The organism is Bacillaceae bacterium S4-13-56 (assembly GCA_040191315.1).
Taxonomy (GTDB): Bacteria; Bacillota; Bacilli; order Bacillales; family JAWJLM01; genus JAWJLM01.
On sequence record JAWJLM010000025.1, the window covers coordinates 13,506 to 38,533 of the forward strand.

Annotated in this window: 25 protein-coding genes; 17 read left to right on the top strand and 8 right to left on the bottom strand. The window is 39.6% G+C overall.

The genetic code is table 11. The features are described 5' to 3' along the window. Positions 1 to 314: 314 nt before the first annotated feature. The 6 genes from RZN25_08400 (at position 315) to RZN25_08425 (ending at position 5,717) form a co-directional block, all read left to right on the top strand. Positions 315 to 1,586: an ammonium transporter gene (locus tag RZN25_08400; protein MEQ6376837.1), complete on the top strand. Its 1,272-nt coding sequence runs from the start codon at positions 315 to 317 to the stop codon at positions 1,584 to 1,586. A 14-nt stretch (positions 1,587 to 1,600) separates the two neighbouring features. Beyond that, positions 1,601 to 2,506, top strand: a complete 906-nt coding sequence (locus RZN25_08405) for a DUF294 nucleotidyltransferase-like domain-containing protein (GenBank protein MEQ6376838.1) — start codon at positions 1,601 to 1,603, stop codon at positions 2,504 to 2,506. Beyond that, positions 2,493 to 3,191 (top strand): exonuclease domain-containing protein, encoded by a 699-nt coding sequence (locus tag RZN25_08410; GenBank protein MEQ6376839.1) that lies wholly within the window; start codon positions 2,493 to 2,495, stop codon positions 3,189 to 3,191. Before RZN25_08405 ends, RZN25_08410 begins: the two co-directional genes overlap by 14 nt. Positions 3,192 to 3,452: 261 nt before the next feature. Next, complete coding sequence (locus RZN25_08415) at positions 3,453 to 4,262, top strand: basic amino acid ABC transporter substrate-binding protein (protein MEQ6376840.1); 810 nt, start codon at positions 3,453 to 3,455, stop codon at positions 4,260 to 4,262. A 76-nt stretch (positions 4,263 to 4,338) separates the two neighbouring features. Next, on the top strand, positions 4,339 to 4,992 hold the full coding sequence (locus RZN25_08420; protein MEQ6376841.1) for an amino acid ABC transporter permease: 654 nt from the start codon (positions 4,339 to 4,341) through the stop codon (positions 4,990 to 4,992). Then, positions 4,992 to 5,717: an amino acid ABC transporter ATP-binding protein gene (locus tag RZN25_08425; GenBank protein MEQ6376842.1), complete on the top strand. Its 726-nt coding sequence runs from the start codon at positions 4,992 to 4,994 to the stop codon at positions 5,715 to 5,717. Before RZN25_08420 ends, RZN25_08425 begins: the two co-directional genes overlap by 1 nt. Positions 5,718 to 5,914: 197 nt before the next feature. On the opposite strand, the gene RZN25_08430 is transcribed toward RZN25_08425, so the two are convergent. After that, complete coding sequence (locus RZN25_08430) at positions 5,915 to 6,349, bottom strand: polymer-forming cytoskeletal protein (protein ID MEQ6376843.1); 435 nt, start codon at positions 6,347 to 6,349, stop codon at positions 5,915 to 5,917. Between the two features lie 17 nt (positions 6,350 to 6,366). Beyond that, entirely contained in the window at positions 6,367 to 7,284 is a 918-nt protein-coding gene (locus tag RZN25_08435) for a peptidoglycan DD-metalloendopeptidase family protein (GenBank protein MEQ6376844.1), read from the bottom strand. 204 nt (positions 7,285 to 7,488) lie between these two features. Between RZN25_08435 and RZN25_08440 the strand changes: the two genes are divergently transcribed. Together RZN25_08440 and RZN25_08445 are read left to right on the top strand one after the other, a co-directional pair. Then, positions 7,489 to 7,752 carry a DUF5327 family protein gene (locus RZN25_08440; protein MEQ6376845.1) on the top strand — a complete coding sequence of 88 codons (264 nt, stop codon included), beginning with the start codon at positions 7,489 to 7,491 and terminating at the stop codon, positions 7,750 to 7,752. Positions 7,753 to 7,764: 12 nt separating this feature from the next. Further along, a complete protein-coding gene (locus RZN25_08445; protein ID MEQ6376846.1) occupies positions 7,765 to 8,133 on the top strand; it encodes a DUF423 domain-containing protein in 369 nt (122 codons plus the stop codon). Here the strand turns inward: RZN25_08445 and RZN25_08450 are convergent. From RZN25_08450 to hemQ, 3 genes are all read right to left on the bottom strand, one after another. Then, positions 8,130 to 8,378 (bottom strand): hypothetical protein, encoded by a 249-nt coding sequence (locus RZN25_08450; protein MEQ6376847.1) that lies wholly within the window; start codon positions 8,376 to 8,378, stop codon positions 8,130 to 8,132. The two genes, RZN25_08445 and RZN25_08450, sit on opposite strands and share 4 nt — an antisense overlap. Positions 8,379 to 8,692: 314 nt before the next feature. Then, positions 8,693 to 9,127, bottom strand: a complete 435-nt coding sequence (gene gerQ / locus RZN25_08455) for a spore coat protein GerQ (protein MEQ6376848.1) — start codon at positions 9,125 to 9,127, stop codon at positions 8,693 to 8,695. 746 nt (positions 9,128 to 9,873) lie between these two features. After that, on the bottom strand, positions 9,874 to 10,617 hold the full coding sequence (hemQ, locus tag RZN25_08460; protein MEQ6376849.1) for a hydrogen peroxide-dependent heme synthase: 744 nt from the start codon (positions 10,615 to 10,617) through the stop codon (positions 9,874 to 9,876). 415 nt (positions 10,618 to 11,032) lie between these two features. Between hemQ and pta the strand changes: the two genes are divergently transcribed. From pta to RZN25_08475, 3 genes are all read left to right on the top strand, one after another. Further along, positions 11,033 to 12,004 (top strand): phosphate acetyltransferase, encoded by a 972-nt coding sequence (pta, locus tag RZN25_08465; GenBank protein ID MEQ6376850.1) that lies wholly within the window; start codon positions 11,033 to 11,035, stop codon positions 12,002 to 12,004. Between the two features lie 252 nt (positions 12,005 to 12,256). Then, positions 12,257 to 13,204, top strand: coding sequence for a processed acidic surface protein (locus tag RZN25_08470; protein MEQ6376851.1), 948 nt, complete (start codon positions 12,257 to 12,259; stop codon positions 13,202 to 13,204). A 4-nt stretch (positions 13,205 to 13,208) separates the two neighbouring features. After that, positions 13,209 to 13,847 (top strand): class D sortase, encoded by a 639-nt coding sequence (locus RZN25_08475; protein ID MEQ6376852.1) that lies wholly within the window; start codon positions 13,209 to 13,211, stop codon positions 13,845 to 13,847. A 408-nt stretch (positions 13,848 to 14,255) separates the two neighbouring features. Here the strand turns inward: RZN25_08475 and RZN25_08480 are convergent, their stop codons facing one another. Continuing rightward, positions 14,256 to 15,095 (bottom strand): lipoate--protein ligase family protein, encoded by an 840-nt coding sequence (locus tag RZN25_08480; GenBank protein MEQ6376853.1) that lies wholly within the window; start codon positions 15,093 to 15,095, stop codon positions 14,256 to 14,258. A gap of 498 nt (positions 15,096 to 15,593) precedes the next feature. Between RZN25_08480 and RZN25_08485 the strand changes: the two genes are divergently transcribed. The 3 genes from RZN25_08485 to RZN25_08495 all read left to right on the top strand — a co-directional run bounded on the left by RZN25_08485 (position 15,594) and on the right by RZN25_08495 (position 18,392). Next, positions 15,594 to 15,818, top strand: a complete 225-nt coding sequence (locus RZN25_08485; GenBank protein MEQ6376854.1) for a DUF1450 domain-containing protein — start codon at positions 15,594 to 15,596, stop codon at positions 15,816 to 15,818. A 764-nt stretch (positions 15,819 to 16,582) separates the two neighbouring features. Beyond that, positions 16,583 to 17,893: an HD domain-containing protein gene (locus RZN25_08490; protein MEQ6376855.1), complete on the top strand. Its 1,311-nt coding sequence runs from the start codon at positions 16,583 to 16,585 to the stop codon at positions 17,891 to 17,893. After that, positions 17,883 to 18,392 carry a YwgA family protein gene (locus RZN25_08495; GenBank protein ID MEQ6376856.1) on the top strand — a complete coding sequence of 170 codons (510 nt, stop codon included), beginning with the start codon at positions 17,883 to 17,885 and terminating at the stop codon, positions 18,390 to 18,392. Before RZN25_08490 ends, RZN25_08495 begins: the two co-directional genes overlap by 11 nt. Positions 18,393 to 19,079: 687 nt before the next feature. Here the strand turns inward: RZN25_08495 and RZN25_08500 are convergent. Then, a complete protein-coding gene (locus RZN25_08500; protein ID MEQ6376857.1) occupies positions 19,080 to 19,265 on the bottom strand; it encodes a 2-hydroxymuconate tautomerase in 186 nt (61 codons plus the stop codon). A gap of 143 nt (positions 19,266 to 19,408) precedes the next feature. Between RZN25_08500 and RZN25_08505 the strand changes: the two genes are divergently transcribed. After that, on the top strand, positions 19,409 to 19,921 hold the full coding sequence (locus RZN25_08505) for a YwhD family protein (GenBank protein MEQ6376858.1): 513 nt from the start codon (positions 19,409 to 19,411) through the stop codon (positions 19,919 to 19,921). A gap of 416 nt (positions 19,922 to 20,337) precedes the next feature. On the opposite strand, the gene RZN25_08510 is transcribed toward RZN25_08505, so the two are convergent. After that, a complete protein-coding gene (locus RZN25_08510) occupies positions 20,338 to 22,389 on the bottom strand; it encodes a PBP1A family penicillin-binding protein (protein ID MEQ6376859.1) in 2,052 nt (683 codons plus the stop codon). Positions 22,390 to 22,577: 188 nt separating this feature from the next. On the opposite strand from RZN25_08510, the gene speE reads away from it, so the two are divergent. Continuing rightward, entirely contained in the window at positions 22,578 to 23,405 is an 828-nt protein-coding gene (speE, locus tag RZN25_08515; GenBank protein ID MEQ6376860.1) for a polyamine aminopropyltransferase, read from the top strand. Between the two features lie 28 nt (positions 23,406 to 23,433). Beyond that, on the top strand, positions 23,434 to 24,303 hold the full coding sequence (gene speB, locus RZN25_08520; protein ID MEQ6376861.1) for an agmatinase: 870 nt from the start codon (positions 23,434 to 23,436) through the stop codon (positions 24,301 to 24,303). The last annotated feature ends 725 nt before the right edge of the window (positions 24,304 to 25,028 follow it).

Below are 25,028 nucleotides of genomic sequence, written 5' to 3' on the forward strand. Positions count from 1 at the left end.
AACCATTGTAAAGCGTGGATATCGGGAATTCTCTACTCTTTAACTAATAAACAACTATCGTTGTTTATTAGTTAATTGATCATATGTTAGGAAAAGTAACATAATTATTATCTACTAGAAGATGAATTTTTGATTGTGCTAGCAATAACAGAATCACTTCAGGTAACCGATGCGAGTTTAGTAGCGGTGAATGCGGCAATTATAGTTTTTTAATTTTTTAGTGAAAACCACTTGACATTTTTCAGAATACTTGTAAAATTACGTATTATAAGAAATGTAAGGATTTATAACATATTATGTGAGGAGATGTTTACATGAGTGAAATGGCATTATTGAATTCATTGTGGGTAATGGTAGGAACCGTACTTGTTATTTTGATGATTGGGGGGTTCATCCTTTTAGAGGCTGGTTCCACTCGTATGAAAAATGCTGGGCATATTTCAGGGAAGACAATTTTCGCCTTTGGAATTTCGTCATTAGTATTTTGGGCCGTAGGTTATGGGATTTCTTTTGGAAATGATGTCGGTGGATTTTTTGGTTTTTCAAACTTCTTCTATAATGGAGAGGTTAATCCTGATAGTGATTTAGCGGAAAGTGTTTTCTTTTTATTCCAATTAGCGTTTGCTGGAATTTCACTGACCATTGCTTTTGGTGGTTTTGCAGAGAGAGCGAAGCTGTCAGCATATCTTTGGTTTGCTGTTCTGTTTTCGATTTTCGTCTATCCTGTGGTTGCACACTGGATTTGGGGTGGTGGATGGTTAGCTGAACATGGGAAACAAGACTTTGCTGGGTCAACAGTTGTTCACTTAACAGGTGCAATGGCTGCATTGGCAGCGACTATGATCCTGAAGCCACGTATTGGTAAATTTAATAAAGATGGTTCTTCTAATACGATAGAGGGGCATAACCAAGTTTATACTGCCTTAGCTGTTCTATTGCTTTGGGTAGGGTGGTTTGGATTTAATGCAGGTAGTACTTTATCAGCAGATGGGGCATTCTTTGGTTTTGTAGCTGTTAACACTAATTTAGGTGCCGCAGCTGGTGCTGTTGTTGCTTTACTTTTACCATGGGCAATAAAAGGGAAGAGTGACGTTCCTACCATGTTAAATGGTGCCTTAGCTGGTCTTGTAGCTATTACAGCATCAAGTGGTTTCGTGGACCCTTGGGCAGCCGTGGTCATTGGAGCCATTGGTGGGCTTATCGTATACTTAAGTATGGAACTAATGGATAAATTAAAAATAGATGATCCAATCTATGCACTATCTGTTCATGGAGCAGCTGGTATTTGGGGTACACTTTCGAATGGCTTTTTTGCAACCCCTGAATTGGCAAGCGTCGGTCAACCAGGACTCTTCTATGGTGGTGGCTTTACTCAGTTAGGTGTTCAGCTCCTTGGAGTGGTCGCAAGTGGAATCTATGCTTTTGTTGTATCTTACATTCTATTAAAAATAATTGAAAAAGTATTCCTTGGTGGAACTTTACGCGTAACACACGAGGAAGAGTTAATGGGTCTCGATATGAGTGAACATGGGAGCTATGGGTACCCAGAGGCGTTTGGTGATACATCAGATAAAAAAACTAGTTGATTTGAGCTGATTCTATGATAAATCATCTACAACTTCAAAAAGAGCATGAGGTTCTCCAGTCACACCTAGTTCAGGAGGCCTATCGCAAGACCGTTCAAACATGGGGGGAACCTCCGTGCTCTTTTTCTTTCTTTTTTGTAGGGAGTACAGGAAGAGAAGAACAGCATTATAGAAGTGATCAAGACCATGGTCTGATATTTGAAGATCCGGGAGAAAACAATCAAAATTATTTTCTTTGCTTAGGTAAGGAAATTAATTTGGCTTTATCTAAAGGCGGCTACTCCAATTGTGAAGGGAATGTAATGGCTAGTTTGGAAGGGTGGAATCGATCCTTTATGGATTGGTCCAATTTGATAAATATATGTAGAGAAAGAAAAACGTTTGATGACTTACGAACATTTTTAATGCTCTTTGATGCAAAGCTTCAATTGGGTGATGGCAAACTAATTCAAGCCATAAAACAAAAGCAAATAAAACTAGCGAAGGATACGGATTTTGTCTGGTGGCTTGCTGAAAACACAAGAAAAGTTCCTGTTTCATTAAATGCTTTTGGAAAAATAGTTGGCGAGACGGTGGATTTAAAGGAAGCTGTATACTATCCAATCATTCATACGATTCGACTATTTGCTATTATGGAGGGAATCCTGGAAAGTAATTCTCTTGAACGTCTTAAAAAAATTCATACATTATCACAAGATGAAAAAAACAGAATGGAACTATTATTGAAAACTTATTTTTCATTACGGTTAAATTGGACTTCTGAAAAGCAAGATTATAAGAACATCCATCAACTGGATGTATCATTGCTTTCTGAAGAGGATAAAAAGGAGTTAAAAAGGCTAATTAAAGAAAGTCATAGTTTTCATAATAAGTGGACACGACGTATACAAAAGTGGGCGAAAAATCGTGAGATTGGATGATTTTTTCCAATGGAATGTTTTGAAAAAGTTAACAGGACTTAAGGAGCAGGATTTCCAAACTCAAGCACTCTTAAGACAAATGGAACGAGAACAAAGGGAGCATAATTTTCTTGTAACACCTTTTGAGAAAATAGACTTTACCATTTTTGATATCGAAACTACCGGATTTAATCCTTTTAAAGGGGATGTTACCTTATCTATAGGAGCAGTTAAAATTCAGCAAATGGAAATAACTAAGGAACAGTTCCATACATTTATTCAATATGAAGAAGAGATTCCAGAGGTTGCTAAAAAAATAACCGGAATTACGGAAGAAGACTTAAAAGGGGGAGTAACGAGGTCGGAGGCTTGGCGCTCTTTTATGGAATTTGCAAAATCAACTGTTTTTGTGGCTCATCACGCAAAGCATGAAAAACAATTCATGCGACAAGAGGTTTGGCGTGAGTTCCGACAAATGGTTCAGCCCTATGTTCTCGATACCGCTTGGCTTGCGGGTAAATTAATGGGCGTCAACGACAATTTTGCATTAGATCATTGTTGTAACCATTTTGAGATACAGATTGAAAAAAGACACCACGCCCTTTGGGATGCTACCGCAACAGCTGAACTTTTGTTAGCCATGATCCATCAATTGAGAGAAAATAAAATAGAGTCCATTCACGAGTGCTATCTTCACTTGACCTAAGAAAAGCGATTCCGTTGTAAAGGGCGGAGTCGTTTTTTTGTTTTTAGGAAAGGGGAGAGATTTGGAGTAATTATAAATAGAGGGTTTAGCTTAAATAGGGAGAGGCATCATTCAAACATATGTAAACGTATCCATTTGTATAAATATTCTAACATTTAATAAATTAAATAATATTTTATGGAAATCTATTTACTAAAATATAATTATATGTATAATCATTCATATGAACTTATAAATATTAATTGAAGAGGAGATATAAAAATGAAAAAATTGAGGTTAGTTACTCTGTTATTGTTACTTGGCTTTCTAGCTGCTTGTGGAACTGCTGATGAGAACTCAGCAGGAAATGGAAATGATCAAGAAGAGGTAGTGATTGCAACTGATGCTGCTTACGCTCCATTTGAGTATATGGACAAGGGTGAAATTACTGGATTTGATGTAGACATAGCGTTAGCGGTATTTGAGGAAGCTGGTATTCCAGCAAAGTTTGAGAATGTTGGGTGGGAGCCAATGCTCCAATCTGTAAAGAATGGTAGCTACAAGATTGGTGTTTCTGCTATTTCTATTACTGACGTACGTAAAGAAACTTATGATTTTTCAAATCCTTATTTTGAATCAACACAAATGGTACTTGTTCCAGAAGGATCTACTATTAAGTCAGCGGCGGACCTAGAAGGTAAAAAAATTGGTGTTCAAATTGCAACTACAGGAGCAACTGCTGCTGAGGAGCTTTTCGGAGTAAACAATGAAAACATCAAGAAATTCGAAACCACACCACTTGCTATTATGGGAATGAATCAAGGTGACGTTGATGCTGTTATACTGGATAATACAGTAGCTAATGAATATATAGAAAATAACCCAAATGAAAAAATAGAAGCATTTTATGATGAAGAGGCTTTTGCCATGGAGCATTACGGATTTTTATTTCCAAAGGAAAGCGAGTTAGTTGAGCCACTTAATGAAGCACTTCAAGCCATTATTGATACCGGAACTTATTCTGAGATTTACAAAGAGTGGTTCGGTGCCGAGCCAGACTTAGACACATTAAAAGCAGCCCAAAGTAAATAATAAAAATAAAAATTGCGCAAGTTTTAACTGCGCAATTTTTGTCTGCTAGTGACTATTTTAAAGAAGGTGAAAGAATATGGACTTTCGATGGGATATTATTGTTGAATATTTACCATTTTTTCTACAGGGTGCTGCGTTAACTATAGGGATATCGTTAGCCGGTATTTTAATTGGTTCAGTCATTGGATTATTTGTTACTTTCGGAAGAATGGCGCATAAATGGTTTATAAGACTTCCCTTTGTTTGGTATATTAATTTTTTACGAGGAACACCTGTCTTGGTTCAACTATTTCTCGTTCACTATGGTGTAGTTCCAGTTTTATTCTCTAATGGAACAGCCGTAACGTCTGCTATTATCACGTTAAGCTTAAACTCGTCTGCCTATTTAGCAGAAATTTTCCGTGCCGGAATTGAATCTATTGATAAGGGTCAAACAGAGGCCGCAAGATCGCTGGGATTAACACATAGACAAGCTATGAGGCATATTATACTTCCGCAAGCATTAAGACGTATGGTTCCACCAATCGGAAATGAGTTTATCATGTTAATTAAAGAGTCTTCCTTAGCGGGTATTTTGGCGGCTGGTGAACTCATGTACTGGGGAAGAGCGGCTGTCGGCCAGCATTTAAGAGTATGGGAGCCATATCTTACAGTAGCCCTTCTTTATTTAGTGATTGTCCTAGGACTAACATATCTATTGCAATGGGTGGAAAGGAGATGGGCTAAATAATGATTCATGTAAAAGATATTAGAAAAAGTTTTGGTGATCATGAAGTTCTTAAGGGGATCACAACTGACGTGAAAAAAGAAGAAGTGGTAGTAGTTATAGGTCCATCTGGATCAGGTAAGTCAACTTTTCTTCGTTGTTTGAATTTTTTAGAAACGGTTCAGTCTGGTTCAATAGAAATTTTAGGGGAAGAGTGGAATACTCCTAAAGCTGATTTAAACAAGTTAAGGACTGAAGTTGGAATGGTGTTTCAACAGTTTCACCTTTTTCCAAATAAAAAAGTAATTGATAATATAGCATTGGCTCCCATGCAGGTCCGCAAATGGAGAAAGGAACAAGCTTATGAAAAGTCTCTGGAACTTCTTAGAAAAGTAGGATTGGAAGAAAAGGCCTATGCCCATCCTGATTCTTTATCTGGTGGGCAAAAGCAACGTGTAGCAATCGCGCGTGCCTTAGCAATGGAACCTAAAATTATGCTTTTCGATGAACCTACATCTGCTCTTGATCCGGAAATGGTAGGAGAAGTTCTTGCTGTCATGAAAAATCTTGCCAAAGAGGGGATGACTATGGTAGTCGTTACCCATGAGATGGGATTTGCTAGAGAAGTAGGAGATCGTGTTTTGTTTATGGATGAGGGCATGATTATTGAAGAAGGAATTCCTTCTCAAATTTTCGATACCCCACAACATCAAAGAACCCAATCCTTTTTAAGCAAAGTTCTCCATTAAAAAGCAGGGATATCAGTAGAACCGACTCTAGTCGATAGGCTGCCCCTCGAAACAAGAAAATCACTTGTTTCTATGAAGTAGCTTTCCTTACTCGGGGCAAAAACTTCGAAGATTACTCGAGGAAGTTTTTTCGCTGGAGCTAGACAAATTTTATACTTTTCTTGTAATAAAAAACCCTGATGACTGAATTCAGTTCATCAGGGTTTTCCTAACTCTTTATTATTTTTTCCTTTAGATTGTTCTTCTTTTGAAGCGGCTGCTTCTTGTTTAGCCAAATCTTTCTCTTCGCCGGTTTTCATTTTGCTTTCACCGTCGAAGGTTGCACCATCCTCAATCATGAGAGACTTCATAGTAACTTTTCCTATTAATTTCCCAGAAGAAAGGATATGTAGTTTTTCTTGTACATCAACATTACCTTCTATAGTACCTGCAAGTGTAATGTTTCGAGCTGATATCTGATGGTCCATCCTACCGTCTTTTCCTACTGTAATATCTCCGTCACAATATATTTCTCCATGAATCTCACCTTCCACACGAAGGCTTGTTTTTGTTCGAATGGTACCTTCTAAAATTGTATCTGCACCAATGACTGTATCAACTGAATCAACTTGGATCTTTTTTTTACTTAGCATAGGCTGCTCCTTCATTGTTAGTTTTCTTTCATTCTAATAATCATATAAGGCATAGGATCAATGTTCTTTCCATTTTTGATAATTTCATAATGGAGATGAGGACCAGTACTTCGACCAGTTGAACCCATTTCTGCAATAAGTTGCCCCTTTGTTACTTTGTCTCCAACGTCTACGAGACTTTTGTTTAAATGACCGTATTTTGTTGTATATTGATTGTTGTGCTTGATTATAATTAGGTTCCCGTAGCTGCCTCGTCTTGCAGAGTAAATGACAATACCATCTGCTGCAGCAAAAATAGGAGTACCATATGGTCCAGCCACGTCTATTCCCTCATGAATAGCTGAGACAGATGTAAATGGATCATGACGCGCACCAAAATCAGAAGAAATACGATTAGCAGTAGTTGGCCAAATGGATGGGATGACAGTTAAGTCTTTTTGAACTGTTTCTAACTCAGCTAGAGTATTTTCATATTGCTTAACTAAATCAGGCAATCTACTCTCAATACTAGCATATTGCTTAATTTGTCCATCTGCTTCATCTGACAAGGACAATTGTTCAATCTTAATCTCTTCTCCTCCCATTCCATTGGAATCCAGAGAGGTAACAATAACATTCATTTGATTTTCTAATTGTTCAAGTTGTTCGATTTTTTCTTGAGTTTTAACAGCTTGTAGGATTAATGAATCTTGGTCTTCTTGAATTGCAGTCAGCTCACTAAGTTTTCCTTCAAGTTCCTTTGACAATTCTGCATTTTTTTGTCCAAGTTGATCAGCGTAATTATAAGTAGTAAACAAGCCGATACTTATTGAAAAAAACATTAGTAACAATGAAGCTACAAGCAGTTTTGGAATCTTGAAGGTAAGTGAACGTTTTTCTGCACCTGACATTACAATAATCGTCCAACTTCCACGAAATCTACTTTTTTTCTTCAAAACAGAGTCCTCCACGGCGTATTTGTCCAAATTATTAATTCGACAAACCGATGTAAAATTCCTCCCTAAAAGGATGAATAATGTTGTTTTGACACAAATAATTCATACAAATGGAGATATATGGGGGAAGTCCTTCGATTTTCTATCTATTCATAAATCATGATATACTGAATTTGGTACTTTTTGATAAGGGAGGAAGTAGATTTGCCAGGAGTAACTTACCAACAAATTCTAACAAAAATGAAAAAAGAGCTTGATCAAGCTCTTGCTCATGCAGATCAAAAAGATAAAGTCTTGAAACACGTTCGTTTTATAAAAGTAATGACAGAGCTTATTACAGATAGTGAAGAAGATAGAGATAATGTCAATCCTAAGTATCCATCTGTAGCTGATGTTACAGAAAATCTTGATGATGATTATGAAGTAGAGCATGATAAGGCAAATGGAGATTCTATTTTTGATTTTTAAGGGGAGATAGAAATGAAAACAATTTTATTACTAGCAGCTATTAATGGCTTTTTGGCGGTCGCACTTGGAGCATTTGGAGCTCACGGGCTCGAAGGGAAATTGACGGAGAAGGCTTTAAAAACCTGGGAGAAGGCCGTGGATTATCAAATGTTTCACACTGCGGGACTTTTAGGGGTCGGTTTGCTGATGATGAAAGTTCAAGCCGCAAGTTTAAGTACTGCTGGATGGTTTTTCTTTATCGGTATTATTCTTTTCTCAGGAAGTTTATATATTTACAGCACGAGTCAAATCAAAATTTTTGCAATGATTACACCACTTGGCGGCGTCGCTTTCCTTATTGGATGGGTTCTATTTGGGTACTCTCTTTTAAAGTTTCTTTAGAAATATAGCATAGTTGAGAATACAATCAGAATAATCGCTCTAATGAGCTGTTTATAAAACTGCATAGATTCAAGCATGAGTCTGTAGGCAATTCCCTCGAATAAAAGGCTTAGAGATAAGAAGTAAAAGATGAACAAAATCCAAAAGCTAGTCTCATGATAAATAATGGCACATACTGCTGAAACGACAGATAAGAAAAGCATTAATTGATGTAATCTAAAATACTTTTGAGAGGGATGCCCCATACAAATCATCCTTTCGTCATTCGTTTTGGGAAAATATGGATTGTTGTTAAAGGGATTCTTGAAAGGATATTTTGCTTTTTAGAAGCCCTTATACCTTGGAGTGCGAGTTCCAATCGCGATAGACTGAGTTTTCTTCTATTCCTATCAACCAAAGTTACAAATAGCTGATAGTATTAAAAAAGCACAAGTGCCTTTGGAAGCTTTTTCGCTGGAGCTAGACAAATTTTATACTTTATCATGTAAGAAATAAAAGGGACTGGCATTGCCAGTCCCTTTTATTTCCCCTTTTATCGTGGAGAGTATACTGTATCTGTTCATCCAAAGGTAATGTCATATTGGAGCTCTTCATCAAAGGTAATGTAATCAAGATAAACCATAAGAAGTAGATATCTTCTACCTGTGTTTGGATTGCTTAAAATGATATGATCTCTACCTGCTGCTTCAATAATTCCTTTAAAGACTTTGGCGTTCCATTGGGTGTTATTTTCGAATGTCATGTAAACAGTAGCTTGCTTTCCTTTATTTAGGCGTAGGATGTTTTCAACATAGGATTGTTCTGTCGGAAGCATACCAGGTACATCAATCCCAGTTTGTGACTTAGACAAGGTCACCCCATTCGTTGGGTAACCTCCACTAAATGTAGGTGGTGTCATTGGATAAGTTCCGGGTGTAGGGTATGGAGTATAGTAGGGATAATTGTACGCTGGGGTTCCCTTAGCCCCTGTTGGGTTGTTTCCGTTTTGAGTCATTAGTTGGACTCAGCTCCTTTCGTGGTAGTAAAATCTTGAACATGCTCATCATCAATATCCTGACATTATTCTCTAAGTAGGTGGAAATTGTATTTGATTTGAATGAAAGTATGGGAATGAATAATGGGTTTTTCACCTATTCCTATATAAAAGATATGCCTGAAAGTTAATCAATATGACGCCTAACTAACTTCATCTTATTCAAATTAGGTGGATGATGTTCCAAAAATGAAAAGAGGGAGGGGAATTTTCGTTTTAAAACGTCAGACAAACAAACTGTTAAGGTATTCTTAAAAGGGTATGATGCTTTCTTATATATGAAGGGCAGTCCTAATGGTGAAAAGTCTTAGTCTTACACCGACTAAAGGTAATAAATTCTGAAAGTATAAGGAAACTGCAAGCGCCCTTCGAAACAAGAAAATCACTTGTTTCGCGAAGTAGCTCTCCTTACTCGGGGCAAAAACTTCGAAGATTACTCGATGATGCTTTTTCGCTGGAGCTAGACAAATTTTATACTTTCCTATCTGTTAAAAAACCGTTTAGCAATTTGCTAAACGGTTTGAATACAAAATTCTTGGATTATCCGCATTTACAGGCAGCAATACCCCCACCACAAATCTTAAGCAAAAACAAGAAGAGTAGGTGGGGGATAAACTACCTGTAAATGTCCGATTGGTTCAAGATCATGCCCTTGGGTGCTAACAATCAGTGGGGGGAGGAAATCCCCCACTGATTGAAGTTTCACTTTATATAGAGAAGAAAGAGGGGATATCTTCATCTTTTAATAAGTTTCCAACATAAAACGGTCCGAATTCCCCATAGCGTGCACTTACTTCATCAAAGCGCATTTCATAGACCAATTTTTTAAATTGGAGAACATCGTGGGCAAATAATGTAACTCCCCATTCCCAATCGTCAAAACCAACAGATCCTGTAATAATTTGACGAACCTTACCGGCATATTGGCGACCAATCATACCGTGAGATCGCATAAGCTGTCCGCGGTCTTTCATTGGAAGCATATACCAGTTATCTTCTCCTTGACGGCGTTTGTCCATTGGATAAAAACAAACATGCTCCCATCTTGGTAAAATCGGTTTTAAGCGCGCTTGAATTTCCGGATCTTCGTTAGGGTCTTTATCTGTTGGTAAGTAGTTGGATAATTCAACGACAGAAACGTAAGAATAAGAAGGAATAGTATACTCAGCAAATTTGGATTTGTTAAACTCATTCTCGATTAGATTTAGCTCTTCCATCGTTGGTCGAAGAATCATAAACATGATATCGGCTTTTTGGCCGACAATCGAATAAATCACATGACTTCCTTCTTTTTGACCTTGAGTTTCATTCCATTTTGCTACCATACTTTGAAGGTCATCTAATGCAGCTTGTCTTTCTTCTTTGGATGCGTTTTTCCAAGACATCCAATCTATTGTGCGAAAATCATGAAGGGAATACCAACCATCTAAGGTTTTTGCCGGTTCACTCATGTCTAACACTCCTTTGTGTAATTTCCAAGATAACTATACCACAAAAGGAAGTTGAAAATAAAACGATAGCGTGAAACAAGTCACAGTTTTATCGCGCACGGGCAGTAATACCCTCCCATCAAGTATTATGTGAAACGAAAAGTGGGGGATAAACTCACATGAAAATAAAACATTAAATTTTTCATCCTTGTTGGTGAAACTTGCTTCGTGGTAAATGTCTGATTGGTTCAAGGGCCTTTAGGTCATACCCTTGATTGCTAAAAATCAGCGGAGGGCGGCCACTGATTGAAGTTTCACTTTATTGATTTACCTGAAAAGTATAAAAATAACAAATTTTATTACTGTATCTTGTCCGCTTTTCATTAAATACAAAAAAGCGTAAACTATATAACAGAAGATTATTGGAGGGATTAACATGGGCGACTTATTTCAAAGTTTAAAGGAAAAACTAGGTCCAATTAACAAGAAAATTGTATTTCCAGAAGGGTTAGATGAGAGAATCATTCAAGCAGCCTCTCGTTTAAGTCAGGAAGATCTTATCACTCCTGTATTAATAGGAAATGATGAAAAAGTGAAACAGAAGGCAGAGAGTTTAGGAGTCAACCTAAAAGGTATTGAAATACAGGACCCAGAAGAAGACCCTGGATTTGAAGCAAAGGTTGAGGCTTTTGTAGAACGAAGAAAAGGAAAAGCATCACCTGACGAAGCTAGAAAGATTCTAAAAGATGAAAATTATTACGGGACAATGCTTGTCTATATGAAGGAAGCCGATGGTCTTGTTAGTGGTGCAGCCCATTCTACTGCGGATACTGTAAGACCAGCACTTCAAATCATTAAGACAAAGCCCGGTATTAAAAAGACTTCAGGTGTATTCATAATGGTACGTGAAGAAGAACGTTACGTATTCGCTGATTGTGCGATCAATATTGCTCCAGACAGTAATGACCTTGCTGAAATTGCATTGGCTAGCGCTGAAACAGCTAAAATGTTTAACATGGACCCACGTGTAGCCATGCTAAGCTTCTCAACCAAAGGATCTGCTGTTTCCCCGGAAACTGAGAAGGTGAGTGAGGCAGTAAAAATTGCGAAGGAAAAGGCGCCTAACCTAGTACTTGATGGAGAATTTCAATTTGATGCAGCATTTGTTCCATCTGTAGCTGAAAAGAAAGCGCCAAATTCCGTGCTAAAAGGAGATGCTAATGTCTTTATTTTCCCTAGTCTGGAAGCAGGAAATATCGGTTATAAAATTGCGCAACGACTTGGAAACTTTTCAGCAGTGGGCCCAATCCTTCAAGGGTTGAATCAACCAGTCAATGATCTTTCCAGAGGCTGTAATACAGATGATGTATACAAACTAGCTATAATCACAGCAGCACAATCTATATAATAAAAAGCCCTGAACCGTTTATGTGAACGTTCAGGGCTTTTTGATTTTTGAGGGCGACGAAGGATAAAACAAGAGGGCGTTTCAAAAGATTTATTCTTCATAGAGGGTGTGAAGGATAAAACGAGAGAGTACTTCGCAAGATTTATTTTTCATAAAGGAGAGGCCCGTTTTATTTAAGTATTAGGTTCCATACATATTTTTTCCTTTTGATTCGAAACATAAATTCGATAACTACTTTTGGGAGGTAAGGATATGAAAAGAATGGGACTAGCATTTTTACTCTTTGTCGTATTAGTTGGGATTCCACAAATCGTTGGGGCAGAACCTCCACAGGATCAACTAAATCAGTTTTTAGCAGAAACAGGCATGTCTGTGGAAGAATTGCAGGATTATTTATCCTTTTTTGAAACAAGTTTAGCAGAGATTTCAACGATGGAAGAATTGTATGGGTTTACTGGAACACCAATTAATGATGAGAATTTCAATGAACTATTGGCTACTTATAATATGACAGGTGATGATTTTTATCAGCTGTTTTCCGAATATGATGATGATCCAAGTACTTATCAATTTATTGAGGATTTGGAGCTTGCCGTTGCCTTCTATGGGGAACATGAGGGGGAGATGGATGCACTAGAGTATGAGCTTGCAGACATAGGTATGTTAAAAGAGGAAATTAATGCGGTTCTTAGTCATTTATCCTCTTTAGATGAGGAAGAATTGGAAGAAAAAATGAAAGCTTTAGAAAGCCGTGTCCAACCATACTTGGAGGTCAAGGATCCAATATCGTTGTCAGAAGCTGAACAAAATGAATTATTCTCAATTATGGAACAAACAATTTCTTTAATGCAGTTAAACCCGGCGTTTTACTTAGTGTCCAATGGAGAACGTTCCCAAATTTCTTATACAGATCTAATACAGATGGGAACCATGGATGACCAGGCGTTATATGTACAGCTTTTTGATGGACAAGGGAATCAATTAGCGGATATGGAGCTTTCTGCGGAAATGCTTGGATCTGATTATATTTTACAGGCCAGTGAGAATCTCCTTGATATCGGTGATATGGCAGGAGAGTTAACGACGGAGCTTCACGAAAAAAAATTGCCGGATACAGCTTCACCTTACCTGAATTACGCTCTGCTAGCCCTGTTGCTGATTGCGGCAGGAATTTTCCTTTTAAGAAAAAATGAAGCGTAAATTTTTGGCTTGGGCTTTCGTTCTTTGTGGAGCAGGGCTACTTGTTTGGAGTGTCACTCACTACATGCTGGGTGTTATAGCTGTTGAAAAACCGAAGATACAAAGTAGTGCTTTAACAGAAAAAACAGTACCAACTCATGTAAAACAGGATATTGATCTATACAAGAAGTCTCCAGAATTTGGGGATAAAATAGGTACGCTTACCATACCTGTTTTAGATATGGCTGCTCCGATCTACCACGGAACGTCAGAATGGATTTTAAATAGAGGCGTTGGACATATGGTGGAAAGTGCACAACCAGGAGAAAACCAGCAGATTGTATTATCTGCACACAGAGAAACATTGTTCCGAAGGCTTGGAGAAGTGAAGTACCAGGATGATATTATTATTTCTAATGACGCAGGAGACTTTCTTTATCGTGTAAAAAACATACGGATTGTTGATAGAGATGATCGTTCCGCGCTCCTACCAAAAGGCGAAGAAGCATTAACAGTAACCACCTGCTATCCTTTTCAATACATTGGGTATGCTCCAAAAAGGTATATAGTAGAAGCAGAATTAATATCGGCAAAAATACAACACCGGGAGGGACAGGAACACCGGGAGGGACAGGAACACCGGGAGGGCCAGGAACACCGGTAGGGACAGGAACACCGGGAGGGACAGGAACACCGGGAGGGCCAGGAACACCGGTAGGGACAGGAACACCGGGAGGGACAGGAACACCGGGAGGGCCAGGAACACCGGTAGGGACAGGAACACCGGGAGGGACAGGAACACCGGGAGTGGACAGGAACACCGGGAGGGACAGGAACACCGGGAGGGACAAGAACAGCAGGAGTGGACAGGAACACCAGGTGGGGACAAGAACCCCGAGTTCCTTGTAGAATGGGTTCATAGGTTGTAACAAAAAACCAGCTGGGGCTTAATGTATCAATGTTTACAAGTGTTTTTGTTATCGTGAAAAACGTTGAAAACAGTCACGCGAATCTAGTTCACGTCTCAACAATACCATTCTGAGGACTGTCCCTACCAACACAGATAAACAACTTAAAATCCTGTCATATCAAGGTTTCGGTGTAACCGTCCCCATGCTCGCTCATTGCGTTCCACCATTTTCTCTCTGCGTGAGAGAAAGTGTTCGGTTTCAAATGGTGTGAGGGAGCCTGTGATGAATTCACTGCTGTTTTCCATAAGTTTTTGCATGATAAGTCTGCGAGTCTCCCCTACAGTTACGCTCTGACCCAACAGCTCAGAAAGGGAGGCCATGGATGAAGGGTCGATGTGAGGGTAACTAAAACGGGTAGTCTCCCCTTGTATCCCTTTTTCATAAAAGGTTTGGATCATTTGAGCTCTTTGGGATCCGGAGCCTTCGACGCATAGGTAGATTTGGACGGCTACTCCGTTTTTGACGCGTCGTTGGGAGATGCCTGCGAATTTTTGACCATTGATGCTGAGGTCGTAGTCGCCTGGGCAGTAGGATTGTTCGATGGTGTAGGCGTCGATTTTTTGGTTATAGAGTTGTCTAATGAAGCTTACCATGTGTTCGTAGCCGTCGTGGATGCTGAGTGTTTTGGAGTTGGGATAGATGAAGGATAGGTTTAGGATTCCTTCATCTAGGACGACGGCGAGTCCGCCTGAGTTACGTACGATGGCTTGATAGCCGTATTCTTTTAGTTTTTGAATGCCTTCATTAAGATATGGGATTCTGGTATCTGGGATGCCAAGGACGACGGTGTTGTGATGGACCCATAGTCTGGCGGTAAAAGGGCTTAGGTTGTCTCCTACGGATAGACAGAGGGCGTCGTCGATGGCGAAGGAGTCTATGGCTGAGAATCCTGGTCCAAGATCAGATTGGTCGATGAGTCGGATGGGTTGGTTGTCGTTCATGTTCATTTCTCCTCGTGAAGGTTCTTTGATTTGATTCGGGTTTATTAAATGCGTTTTTTAGGAAACGATAAAACGTATGCTCGTTATTCTTGTTATAAGCTCAAATTAATTTGTCTATGCGTGACTATCCCCATTAATGCTCGGAAATCGGGGAGGGTATGCTCAAAATTCAAGGTTTTATGCGCGGTCTTTTTAATGTAATGCGCAACATATTCTTTTTAGGCTCAATTCATTTCTACTATGCTCATTTTTCAAGGTTAATGCGCAACTTGGTCGAAGACAATGCTCAGATCATATTCTTTTATGCGTGACATTTTCAGTCTAATGCTCACTCTTTCCTCAATAATCCCAGTTTATGCTTGCAAGCTCTGAAAAAAAGATCTTTCGTGTAATCTTTCGAATGGGTCTCTTATATAGTATAGCAAACTTGCATCAGTATATCTTTCTCATGTAAAATACGAAGGTGCAATGGACAAGCTTATGTTAGGAGGGGTGTCAATGGGGAATGAGTTTCGTATATGCGATGATTGCCAAGCAACAAATATTAAATCGCTCTTGCCTCGTCTTGAAAAAATAGACCCGGATGCTGAAGTGAAAATTGGTTGTCAGTCCTATTGTGGGCCTGGGCGGAAAAAGTCTTTTGCTTTTGTAAATAATCGTCCCATTTCGGCTCCTGATGAAGATACATTAATTGAAAAAATAGAGCAGAAGCTCGGGAAATAGAAAAGCATAGGTGCCCTGAACATCAACGTAAGGCGGGATTAGGATCGTCGGCTAAAGCCGTCACATCGTGTGACAACGCCGACGTGACCCACATCGTGTAGTCCCAAAGGAAACACGATTCGCTGAGTGAAACGATGTTGACTTATCGAGAGGAGAAGAGGGAAGCGACTCTAGTCGATAGGGCACCGGAGCTAGACAATAGAAAAGCATAGGTGCCCTGAACATCGACGTAAGGCGAGATTAGGATCGTCGGCTAAAGCCGTCACATCGTGTGACAACGCCGACGTGACCCACATCGTGTAGTCCCAAAGGAAACACGATTCGCTGAGTGAAACGATGTTGACTTATCGAGAGGAGAAGAGGGAAGCGACTCTAGTCGATAGGGCACCGGAGCTAGACAATAGAAAAGCGAAAACTCAGAAAAAAATTTTTTCCCCTTTGTGGGACCTGAATTCGACAAAAACTCGGTGCTAATCCCGAGTTTTTTCTATTGTTTGGAGGGTGTATAATAGATAAAGTGAAACTTTAAAACGTGGGGGATTTTTAAACCTATGGATTGTTAGCACCCAAGGGCATGACCTAAAGGCCCTTGAACCTATCGGATACTTTTATCCCTCATTTCCTCTTCTTGTTTTACTTATACTTAAGATTTGGGGTGGGGTTTTACTGCCATGAAAATAAAACATTAAATTTTTCATCCTTGTTGGTGAAGCTTGCTTCGTCCATGCGGGAATAAAATGTCGAATTGTTGTGAGGGAGAAGCTATGGGTTATCGAGACCTGAAGTTAAGTGAGGAAAAGGTTTTTAAGGATCCAGTGCATCGTTACATACATGTGAATGATCAAGTGATTTGGGATTTAATTGGGACGCCTGAGTTTCAAAGGTTAAGAAGGGTTCGACAGCTGGGGACGTCCTATTTGACGTTTCATGGAGCGGAGCACAGTCGCTTTAATCATTCTCTAGGTGTCTATGAAATCGTACGGCGCATCTTGGATAACTTTGAACATCGCCCAAATTGGGATCAGAGGGAAAGATTACTTTGTCTTGCAGCAGCATTGCTCCATGATTTGGGGCATGGTCCTTTCTCCCATTCCTTTGAAAAAGTGTTCAAGTTAGATCATGAAAATTTTACGAAGGCGGTCATCTTAGGGGATACAAAGGTGAATGGGGTTTTGTCTCGAGTGGAGCCTGATTTTCCACAAAAGGTGGCTGATGTCATTAATAAAACCTATGATAATAAGCTGGTTGTAAGCTTGATTTCGAGTCAGATAGATGCGGATCGGATGGATTATCTACAGCGCGATGCTTATTTTACGGGCGTAAGCTACGGTCATTTTGATATGGAACGGATTCTTCGGGTGATGCGTCCGATGGAGGACCAGGTAGTCATTAAGCAAAGTGGGATGCATGCAGTAGAAGACTACATCATGAGCCGATATCAGATGTATTGGCAAATTTATTTTCATCCGGTTACAAGAAGTGCAGAAGTGATTTTGTCTAAAATTTTGCATCGAGCCAAGGCTTTGTATGACGAAGGATATACTTTTAAACTAGCTCCTATCCACTTTGAAAGCTTCTTTAAGGGGAAGGTCGACCTACAAGCTTATTTAAAACTAGACGAATCGGTTGCGCTTTATTATTTTCAGCTTTGGATGGAAGAAGAAGATCCCATTCTTAGGGATCTTTGCCAACGGTTTGTAGAACGAAACTTGTTTAAATATATTGAGTTTAATCCGAATCAACCGATGAGCGAGTGGTTAGAGCTCCACCAACTATTTCAACGGGCTGGGCTCGACCCGGAATATTATTTGGTTGTGGATTCATCTTCTGATTTGCCTTACGACTTCTATCGCCCAGGAGAGGAAGGGGAGAGACTTCCGATCCATCTTTTACAGCCGTCAGGAGAGCTTCGTGAGTTGTCCAGACAGTCGGAAATAGTAGAGGCTATCTCCGGAAAGAAGCGGACGGATCATAAACTTTATTTTCCGTTAGATCGGATTGAGGCAATGTCTAGTAGAAGTAAAACGAAACAAAGGATACTTGAAATATTGGGGAGAGATTCTGATGTTCAATAATCATGCAAAGTTAATGCGGTTTTTTGCTGAAAGTGAGGAAGTAGTAGGGAGAAAAAAGCTCCAAAAGATGATTTTTATTTTGAAGAAACTTGGATTCCCGTTTGAAGAACGCTATGAATTTCATTTTTATGGACCTTATTCTGAGGAACTTACCCTCCGGACAGAGGAGCTTTGTGATTTGGGATTTTTAACGGAGTCTGAGGAACAAAAGTCCGGGTACAAACAATATCGATACACAGTGACTGAGGAAGGTCTCGCTTTTTTACAGATGTATCCTTCTCCTATTCCTGATGTGAGTTCCCAAGTGAAGTTGCTAAACGAACAAACTTCACGCTTTCTTGAACTCGTTTCTACTATTCTCTATTTTGATGAGTTAGAAGGAGATTCATTGAAAAATAAAGTTCTTTCAGTCAAAGATAAGCAGAATTATAGCAAAGAGGAATGGCAGGAAGCTGTTTTGTTCGTAGAAAAGTTGGGTGAATCAAGAGTAGGGGTTTAAGTTTCGCGGGAGTGCTCTTAAAGGTAGACATAACTTTATTTGAACATAAACAAGAAAGACAGCAGAAAAGCTGAGCATAGGTTTACCTGACTTTGAGCATAAATGATAAAAGATGCGCTTAGCAAACATAACTTGCGCATAGAAAGGCAGAGTTGCGCGGACGTCGAGAAAACCCGAGCATAAAACTTCAATTTTTGAGCATAGACCCTCTTATATCCGAACATAAACATGAAAATTAGCGCGAAGCGGATGGAAAACGAGCATATAATAAATAACTTGAGCATTAAATTTCACAAAGAAATGGAATTAATTAAGCTATCAAAGTAGTATCATAATAAGCTCAAAATAAGAAAAGCTCACGCGCCCTTGATCATCGACGTAAGGCGGTGAGGCCCACAAGATGTGGGTCACGTAGGCGTTGCCACACGATGTGGCGGTGATCCTCCGAGATAAAGGAAACACGGTTCAGGATGCGAGTCCGTTCGGTGTTGCGAATTATTTCGGTGGGACGAGTAATCGCAGTCCCAACACGATGTAGCTTTTTTAACCGAACCTCCTTCATCGATGTTGACTTATCGAAGGAGAGGAGGGAACCGACTCTAGTCGATAGGGCACTGGAGCTAGACAAATTTTATACTTTCTGGCAAAAAAAGACCGGCTCACAGCCGGTCTTTTACTATTCATTAATTATTTATCCGAAGCTCTTACACCAGCAGTGGCGTAATGATTCTTTGACATTTCCTCAATAATGATGGAAACAGCTTCTTTTGGTGCACCAGTTGTTTTGGTAACGGCAGCGGTTACTTCCTCAACAAGAGCTCTTTTTTGATCATCTGTACGGCCTTCTAACATCTGTACGGTAACGATGGGCATAAAAATCCTCCTTTATCTATCTTTTAATTTCTTCTTTTACATTTATTTTATTCGTGATTATTTTTGAGAATCCTTCTATAGATGAAGAGAAAACTCGGCTGTGATAAAATAGGAATACAAAGGTTATTTAAGGAGGATGGGTCATGTTCGATCAAAATAAAGAGAAGAAGAAAAATCAATTTACAATTATGAAGGACGATTCCACTGATGGTCACGGGGGATACGGGGTAGGCGCGTTGAGTTTAGAAAATATGACTCCAGTTATTGTTGACCCCAATGAGAAAAAGGCTTTCGTTGAGATGGGAGCTATGCATGCACGGAGTACCATTGAACGGGGAATCAAATTTTTAAAAAATAAAGAGGAGGTACTTAATGGGAAGCCATACTGGATTGCATGGGTTTGTGTTTCACAAAATGAAAAAGGACCTCATTACTCTGGAGTTGCTGCAAGTTTTATGACTGTAGACCGTGAAATTAGACGCGGCTACAAGCTTTTACCAGAGCATGTGAATCATATGGACAAATCCTTAAAAGGAAAAATTATCGTAGAGCATATGGATAGTTTATCAAAGCAATTGTTAAAAGACTTCCTTATCGAATTTAAGCCGAACTTTTGGGAAAATTCATCTGAGGAATTAAAAGCTGCTTTTAAATAAAACGAGTCAGTTCTTAAGAAAACATTTAAAAAATATGTAAATTCGAACAATAAAATTAATGCAAGTTATACTAGGACACGAAAAAGACCGGCCATGCTGCCGGTCTTTTTCAAAAGATAAAAGTATAAAATTTGTCTAGCTCCCGCGAAAAGCATCATCGAGTAATCTTCGCGCCGAGTAAGGAAAGCTACTTCGCAGAAACAAGTGCTTTTCTTGTTTCGAAGGGCGCTTGCGCTTTCCTTAGCAGATAGGAAAGTTTTATACTTTCCTATCTGCATAAGTGCAACTAAGGCATTCGCCACAAAGGCTTGGCGAGGCCAAGTTTTCTAATACTATCAGAATTTATAGTTTTAGTCGGTTGATAGTGTAAGTAAAACACCATTAGGACTTGACGATAAGGAAAGCTTTTCTTATCTTTAGAAAATCCAATCTATAATGCTTCTCCATCTGGATTTTTCTTTTTCTTGTTCTGGCTCTTCAGTTTCTTCAGATCCATCAGGCATATGGTCTGTACAATATTCAGTAGGTTCCGTTCCTTGTACAAAATAAGTTAGTCGTTGAGCGGGGCAGTAGGGTGTGGCTAACTGTCCTGAATGAGGATCAATGTAAACACCTTTGACTCCATCGGGTGCTTTGAATAATTCATAGGGTTGACCCTCATGTGCAGCTTCCATAAATCCTGCCCATATTTTTTTGGAGTAGCTATGTTCCTCCGTCTTTTCAAGATGTCGATTATCATCATAGCCAGTCCAAACAGCAGTGACAAGAGAAGGACTAAAGCCCACCATCCAACTATCACTTCTTGTCGTACCGGATTTTCCTGCATACTGTCGAGTTAACTCTGGCGCAATAGAAGCGCCAGTAACTCTCATATATCCATTGAGTTGTTCATCAAACATTCCCGTCATTAAATGGGATAAGACAAAAGCTAGTTTTTTATCGAGAACAGGTTTTTTCTTCTTATCTTCATGTTCATAAATTACATTCCCATCGGTATCTGTTACCTTTCGAATCGTATATGGAGATGTTGGAATTCCTTTGTTAGCCAGAAGACTATACGCACCCGCCATTTCAATGGGTGCAACGGAATACGTACCTAAGGCTAACGATGCATTGGCCGGGATCGGACCATGAATTCCAAATCTCTCTGCCGTATTCGCAACTTTTTCCGGACCTAAGAAAAGATTCGTTTTTACAGCATAGATATTGTCTGAAAGGGCAAGTGCAGTAGCGAGTGTAATTGGGGCATCAGCATAATACCCATTAAAATTACTTGGCTGATAAACAGTTCCATCCGCAAGCTCGAACTCGGTGGGCCGACTTTGTAACATAGTGTTTGGAGCATATCCATTCTCTAATGCTGCGTAATACAAAAAAGGCTTAAAGCTAGAGCCAGGCATTCGTTTCGCTTGAACAACTCGATTAAAGGGACTTTTATCAAAATCTCTTCCCCCAATTAGAGCGCTAATAGCCCCTGTCTTTGGATTAACAGCCAATGATGCAATTTGAATATCAGAATTAGTGTTAATTGTATTTTCAACCTCTTCTTCCATGGCAGCTTGGTGTTCAACATTTAGAGTGGTGTAAATTCGGAAGCCGCCACCTTTAATATCCTCGCGGGTAAGGTTTAGCTTTTTCCCAAGCTCTCGAATGACCAAATCTTGAAAGTAAGGGGCAACGGATGGTATCGAAGTTGTACCTCTTTCCTTCAAATCAAGAACTTCTCGCTTTGTGAGCAAAGATTCTGTCTTTGTCAGAAATCCCCTATCCTCCATGATATTAATAATATGTTGCTGTCTGTTTTTCGCCAATTCAAAATTGTTGTATGGGGAATACCGTGTAGGCCCCTTTGGGATTCCAACTAAGAAAAAGCCTTCCGCGGGAGATAATTCTTCCACACTTTTATGAAAATAGGTTTGAGCTGCAGCTTCAATTCCATAGGCACCATGACCATAAAAAATCGTATTAAGATAGCCCTCTAATATCGTGTCCTTGTCATAAAACATTTCCAGGCGAAGAGCATACAATGCTTCATTTAATTTTCTTTTCCACGTTTTTTCGTGATTTAAATATAGGTTTCGTGCATACTGCTGGGTGATGGTACTAGCACCTTGCGCCTTGGACATTGCTTTGATGTCTGCAATGACCGCACCAGCGATACGTTTGAAGTCAAATCCATTATGAGTATAAAAATGCTGATCTTCTACCTCTATCGTTGCATCAATGATAAAATTAGGGATTTCTTCTAAAGGGACCCAATACCGATTCTCATCACCTCTAATAACCCCAATCACTTGATCCTTAGAATCGTAAATCAGCGTATTATTGCTTTCAATAAGGGATGGTTCACCTTGTAGATAGGCATAGAAATAAATGCTTCCCAACCCGATAACACCTAGACCGAAAAAGAGTATACCAGCTAAGGCTGTTCCCTTGGCCCACTTTTTCCATTTCATTTTACGAAGCATGCCCACCCCTCTTTTCCTAAAAAATGATTACCACTAGTATGGGGAAAATGCTTTTAAAATAAACCTATAAAGGGTAAACTTTCCTAGGATGGAAAAAGGGTTGATTTTTTTTCGAATATCTCTATAATTTGATTGTTTAGTCCTAATAATAGAATCTGTAGGACTGACCGTAGAAAGGAAGATGTAACATGGATTTATGGTTTACCGAGAAGCAAACGGAAAATTTCGGTATCACCGCTCGAATCAAACAGACGTATCATTCGGAAAAAACCGATTTTCAACAGCTAGATATGGTGGAAACTGCGGAATGGGGAAATATGCTCATTTTAGACGGAATGGTCATGACCACTCAAAAGGACGAGTTTGTATACCATGAGATGGTGGCCCATGTACCTTTATTCACTCACCCTAACCCTGAACAAGTTTTAGTTGTAGGGGGAGGAGATGGAGGAGTTATTCGTGAAGTACTTAAGCACCCCCAAGTGAAAAAAGCGACACTAGTTGAAATTGACGGACAGGTTATCGAGTATTCGAAAAAATATTTACCCGAAATTGCCGGTGACTTAGATCAACCGCGAGTAGAAGTGAAGGTTGGCGACGGATTTATGCATATTGCTGAAAGCGACAATGCCTATGATGTCATTATGGTTGATTCAACAGAACCGGTAGGACCTGCTGTAAATTTATTTACTAAGGGATTTTACTCAGGTATTTCAAAGGCACTTAAAGAGGACGGCATTTTTGTTGCCCAATCAGATAATCCGTGGTTTAAAGGGGATCTCATACGCCAGGTAGTACGTGACGTAAAAGAGATTTTCCCAATCACCCGTTTGTATACGGCAAACATTCCAACCTACCCAAGTGGGATGTGGGCGTTTACTCTGGGAAGTAAGAAACATGACCCATTGGAGATCCCTGAGGAACGCTTCCATGAAATACCAGCAAAGTATTATACAAAAGAACTTCATAAAGCTGCCTTTGTGCTTCCGAAGTTCGTAAAAGATTTAACGGAATAGATCGACCCGAAAGAGGAGTGAAATAAACATGCGATTTGATGACGCATATTCTGGAAAAGTTTTCATTAAAAGTAATCCTTCCTATGAGGAAAGCAACATCGTAATTTATGGAATGCCTATGGATTGGACGGTTAGTTTTCGTCCAGGCTCTCGCTTTGGACCAAGACGTATTCGGGAGGTATCCGTTGGTTTAGAGGAATACAGTCCGTATTTGGACAAGCATTTAGAAAATATTCGTTATTTTGATGCGGGAGACGTTCCTCTACCATTTGGTAATCCCCAACGTAGTTTGGACATGATTGAAGACTATATTGGAAAGTTATTGGAAGATGGGAAATTCCCTCTTGGTATCGGCGGGGAACACTTAGTAACCTGGCCAGTGATTCAAGCTTTCCATAAAAAATATCCTGATCTTGTTTTGATCCATATAGATGCTCATGCCGACTTACGTGAGGAATACGAAGGTGAGTCACTTTCCCATTCCACACCGGTTCGTAAAGCATGCGGCTTAATTGGTGCAGAAAATGTATACTCTTTCGGAATTCGCTCAGGTGAACTAGCTGAATTTGAGTTTGCTAAAACAAGTGGCATGCATATGAGTAAATTCGATGTAGCCGAACCACTAAAGGCTGTGCTTCCATCTCTAGCAGGTCGTAATGTTTACGTAACCATTGATATTGACGTACTTGACCCAGCCTTTGCTCCAGGCACAGGAACCGCCGAAGCGGGAGGCATTACCTCTAAGGAACTACTTGAGGCTATCCATTTGATTGCACGTTCCGACGTGAAAGTAGTAGGAGCTGATCTAGTGGAAGTTGCTCCTATATATGATCCAACAGAGCAAACTCCAATTGCAGCAAGTAAATTTATTCGTGAAATGCTCCTGGGCTGGACTTGATTCTCTTGCATTTAGTAAGGTGGTGCCACTTTGGCATCGCCTTTTTAAATGTGCTGCTTGGTTTGGGAGGGGCTATTCACTCCTTTTTATGGAGCGCTTCACTTAAGGAGTGAATAGCGCGTCTCTATTAACGCGAAATGTGTTGTGTTCGAGGAAAAGGAGTGAATAGCGCGTCTCTATTAACGCAAAATGGCTTGAACTGGAGAAAAAGGAGTGAATAGCGCGTCTCTATTAACGCGAAATGTGTTGAACCCAAGAAAAGAGAGTGAATAGCCAGCTTCTATTGACGCGAAATGTGTTGAACCCAAGAAAAGAGAGTGAATAGCCAGCATCTATTGACGCGAAATGTGTTGTACCCAAGAAAAGAGAGTGAATAGACAGTTTCTATTAACGCGAAATGTGTTGTGTTCGAGGAAAAGGAGTGAATAGCGCGTCTCTATTAACGCGAAATGTGTTGTGTTCGAGGAAAAGGAGTGAATAGCGCGTCTCTATTAACGCGAAATGGCTTGTACCCAAGAAAAGGAGTGAATAGCCAGCTTCTATTGACGCGAAATGTGTTGAACCCAAGAAAAGGAGTGAATAGACAGCTTCTATTAACGCAAAATGACTTGTACCCAAGAAAAGAGAGTGAATAGCCAGCTTCTATTAACGCAAAATGGCTTGTACCCAAGAAAAGAGAGTAAATAGACAGCATCTATTAACGCAAAATGTGTTGGACCCAAGAA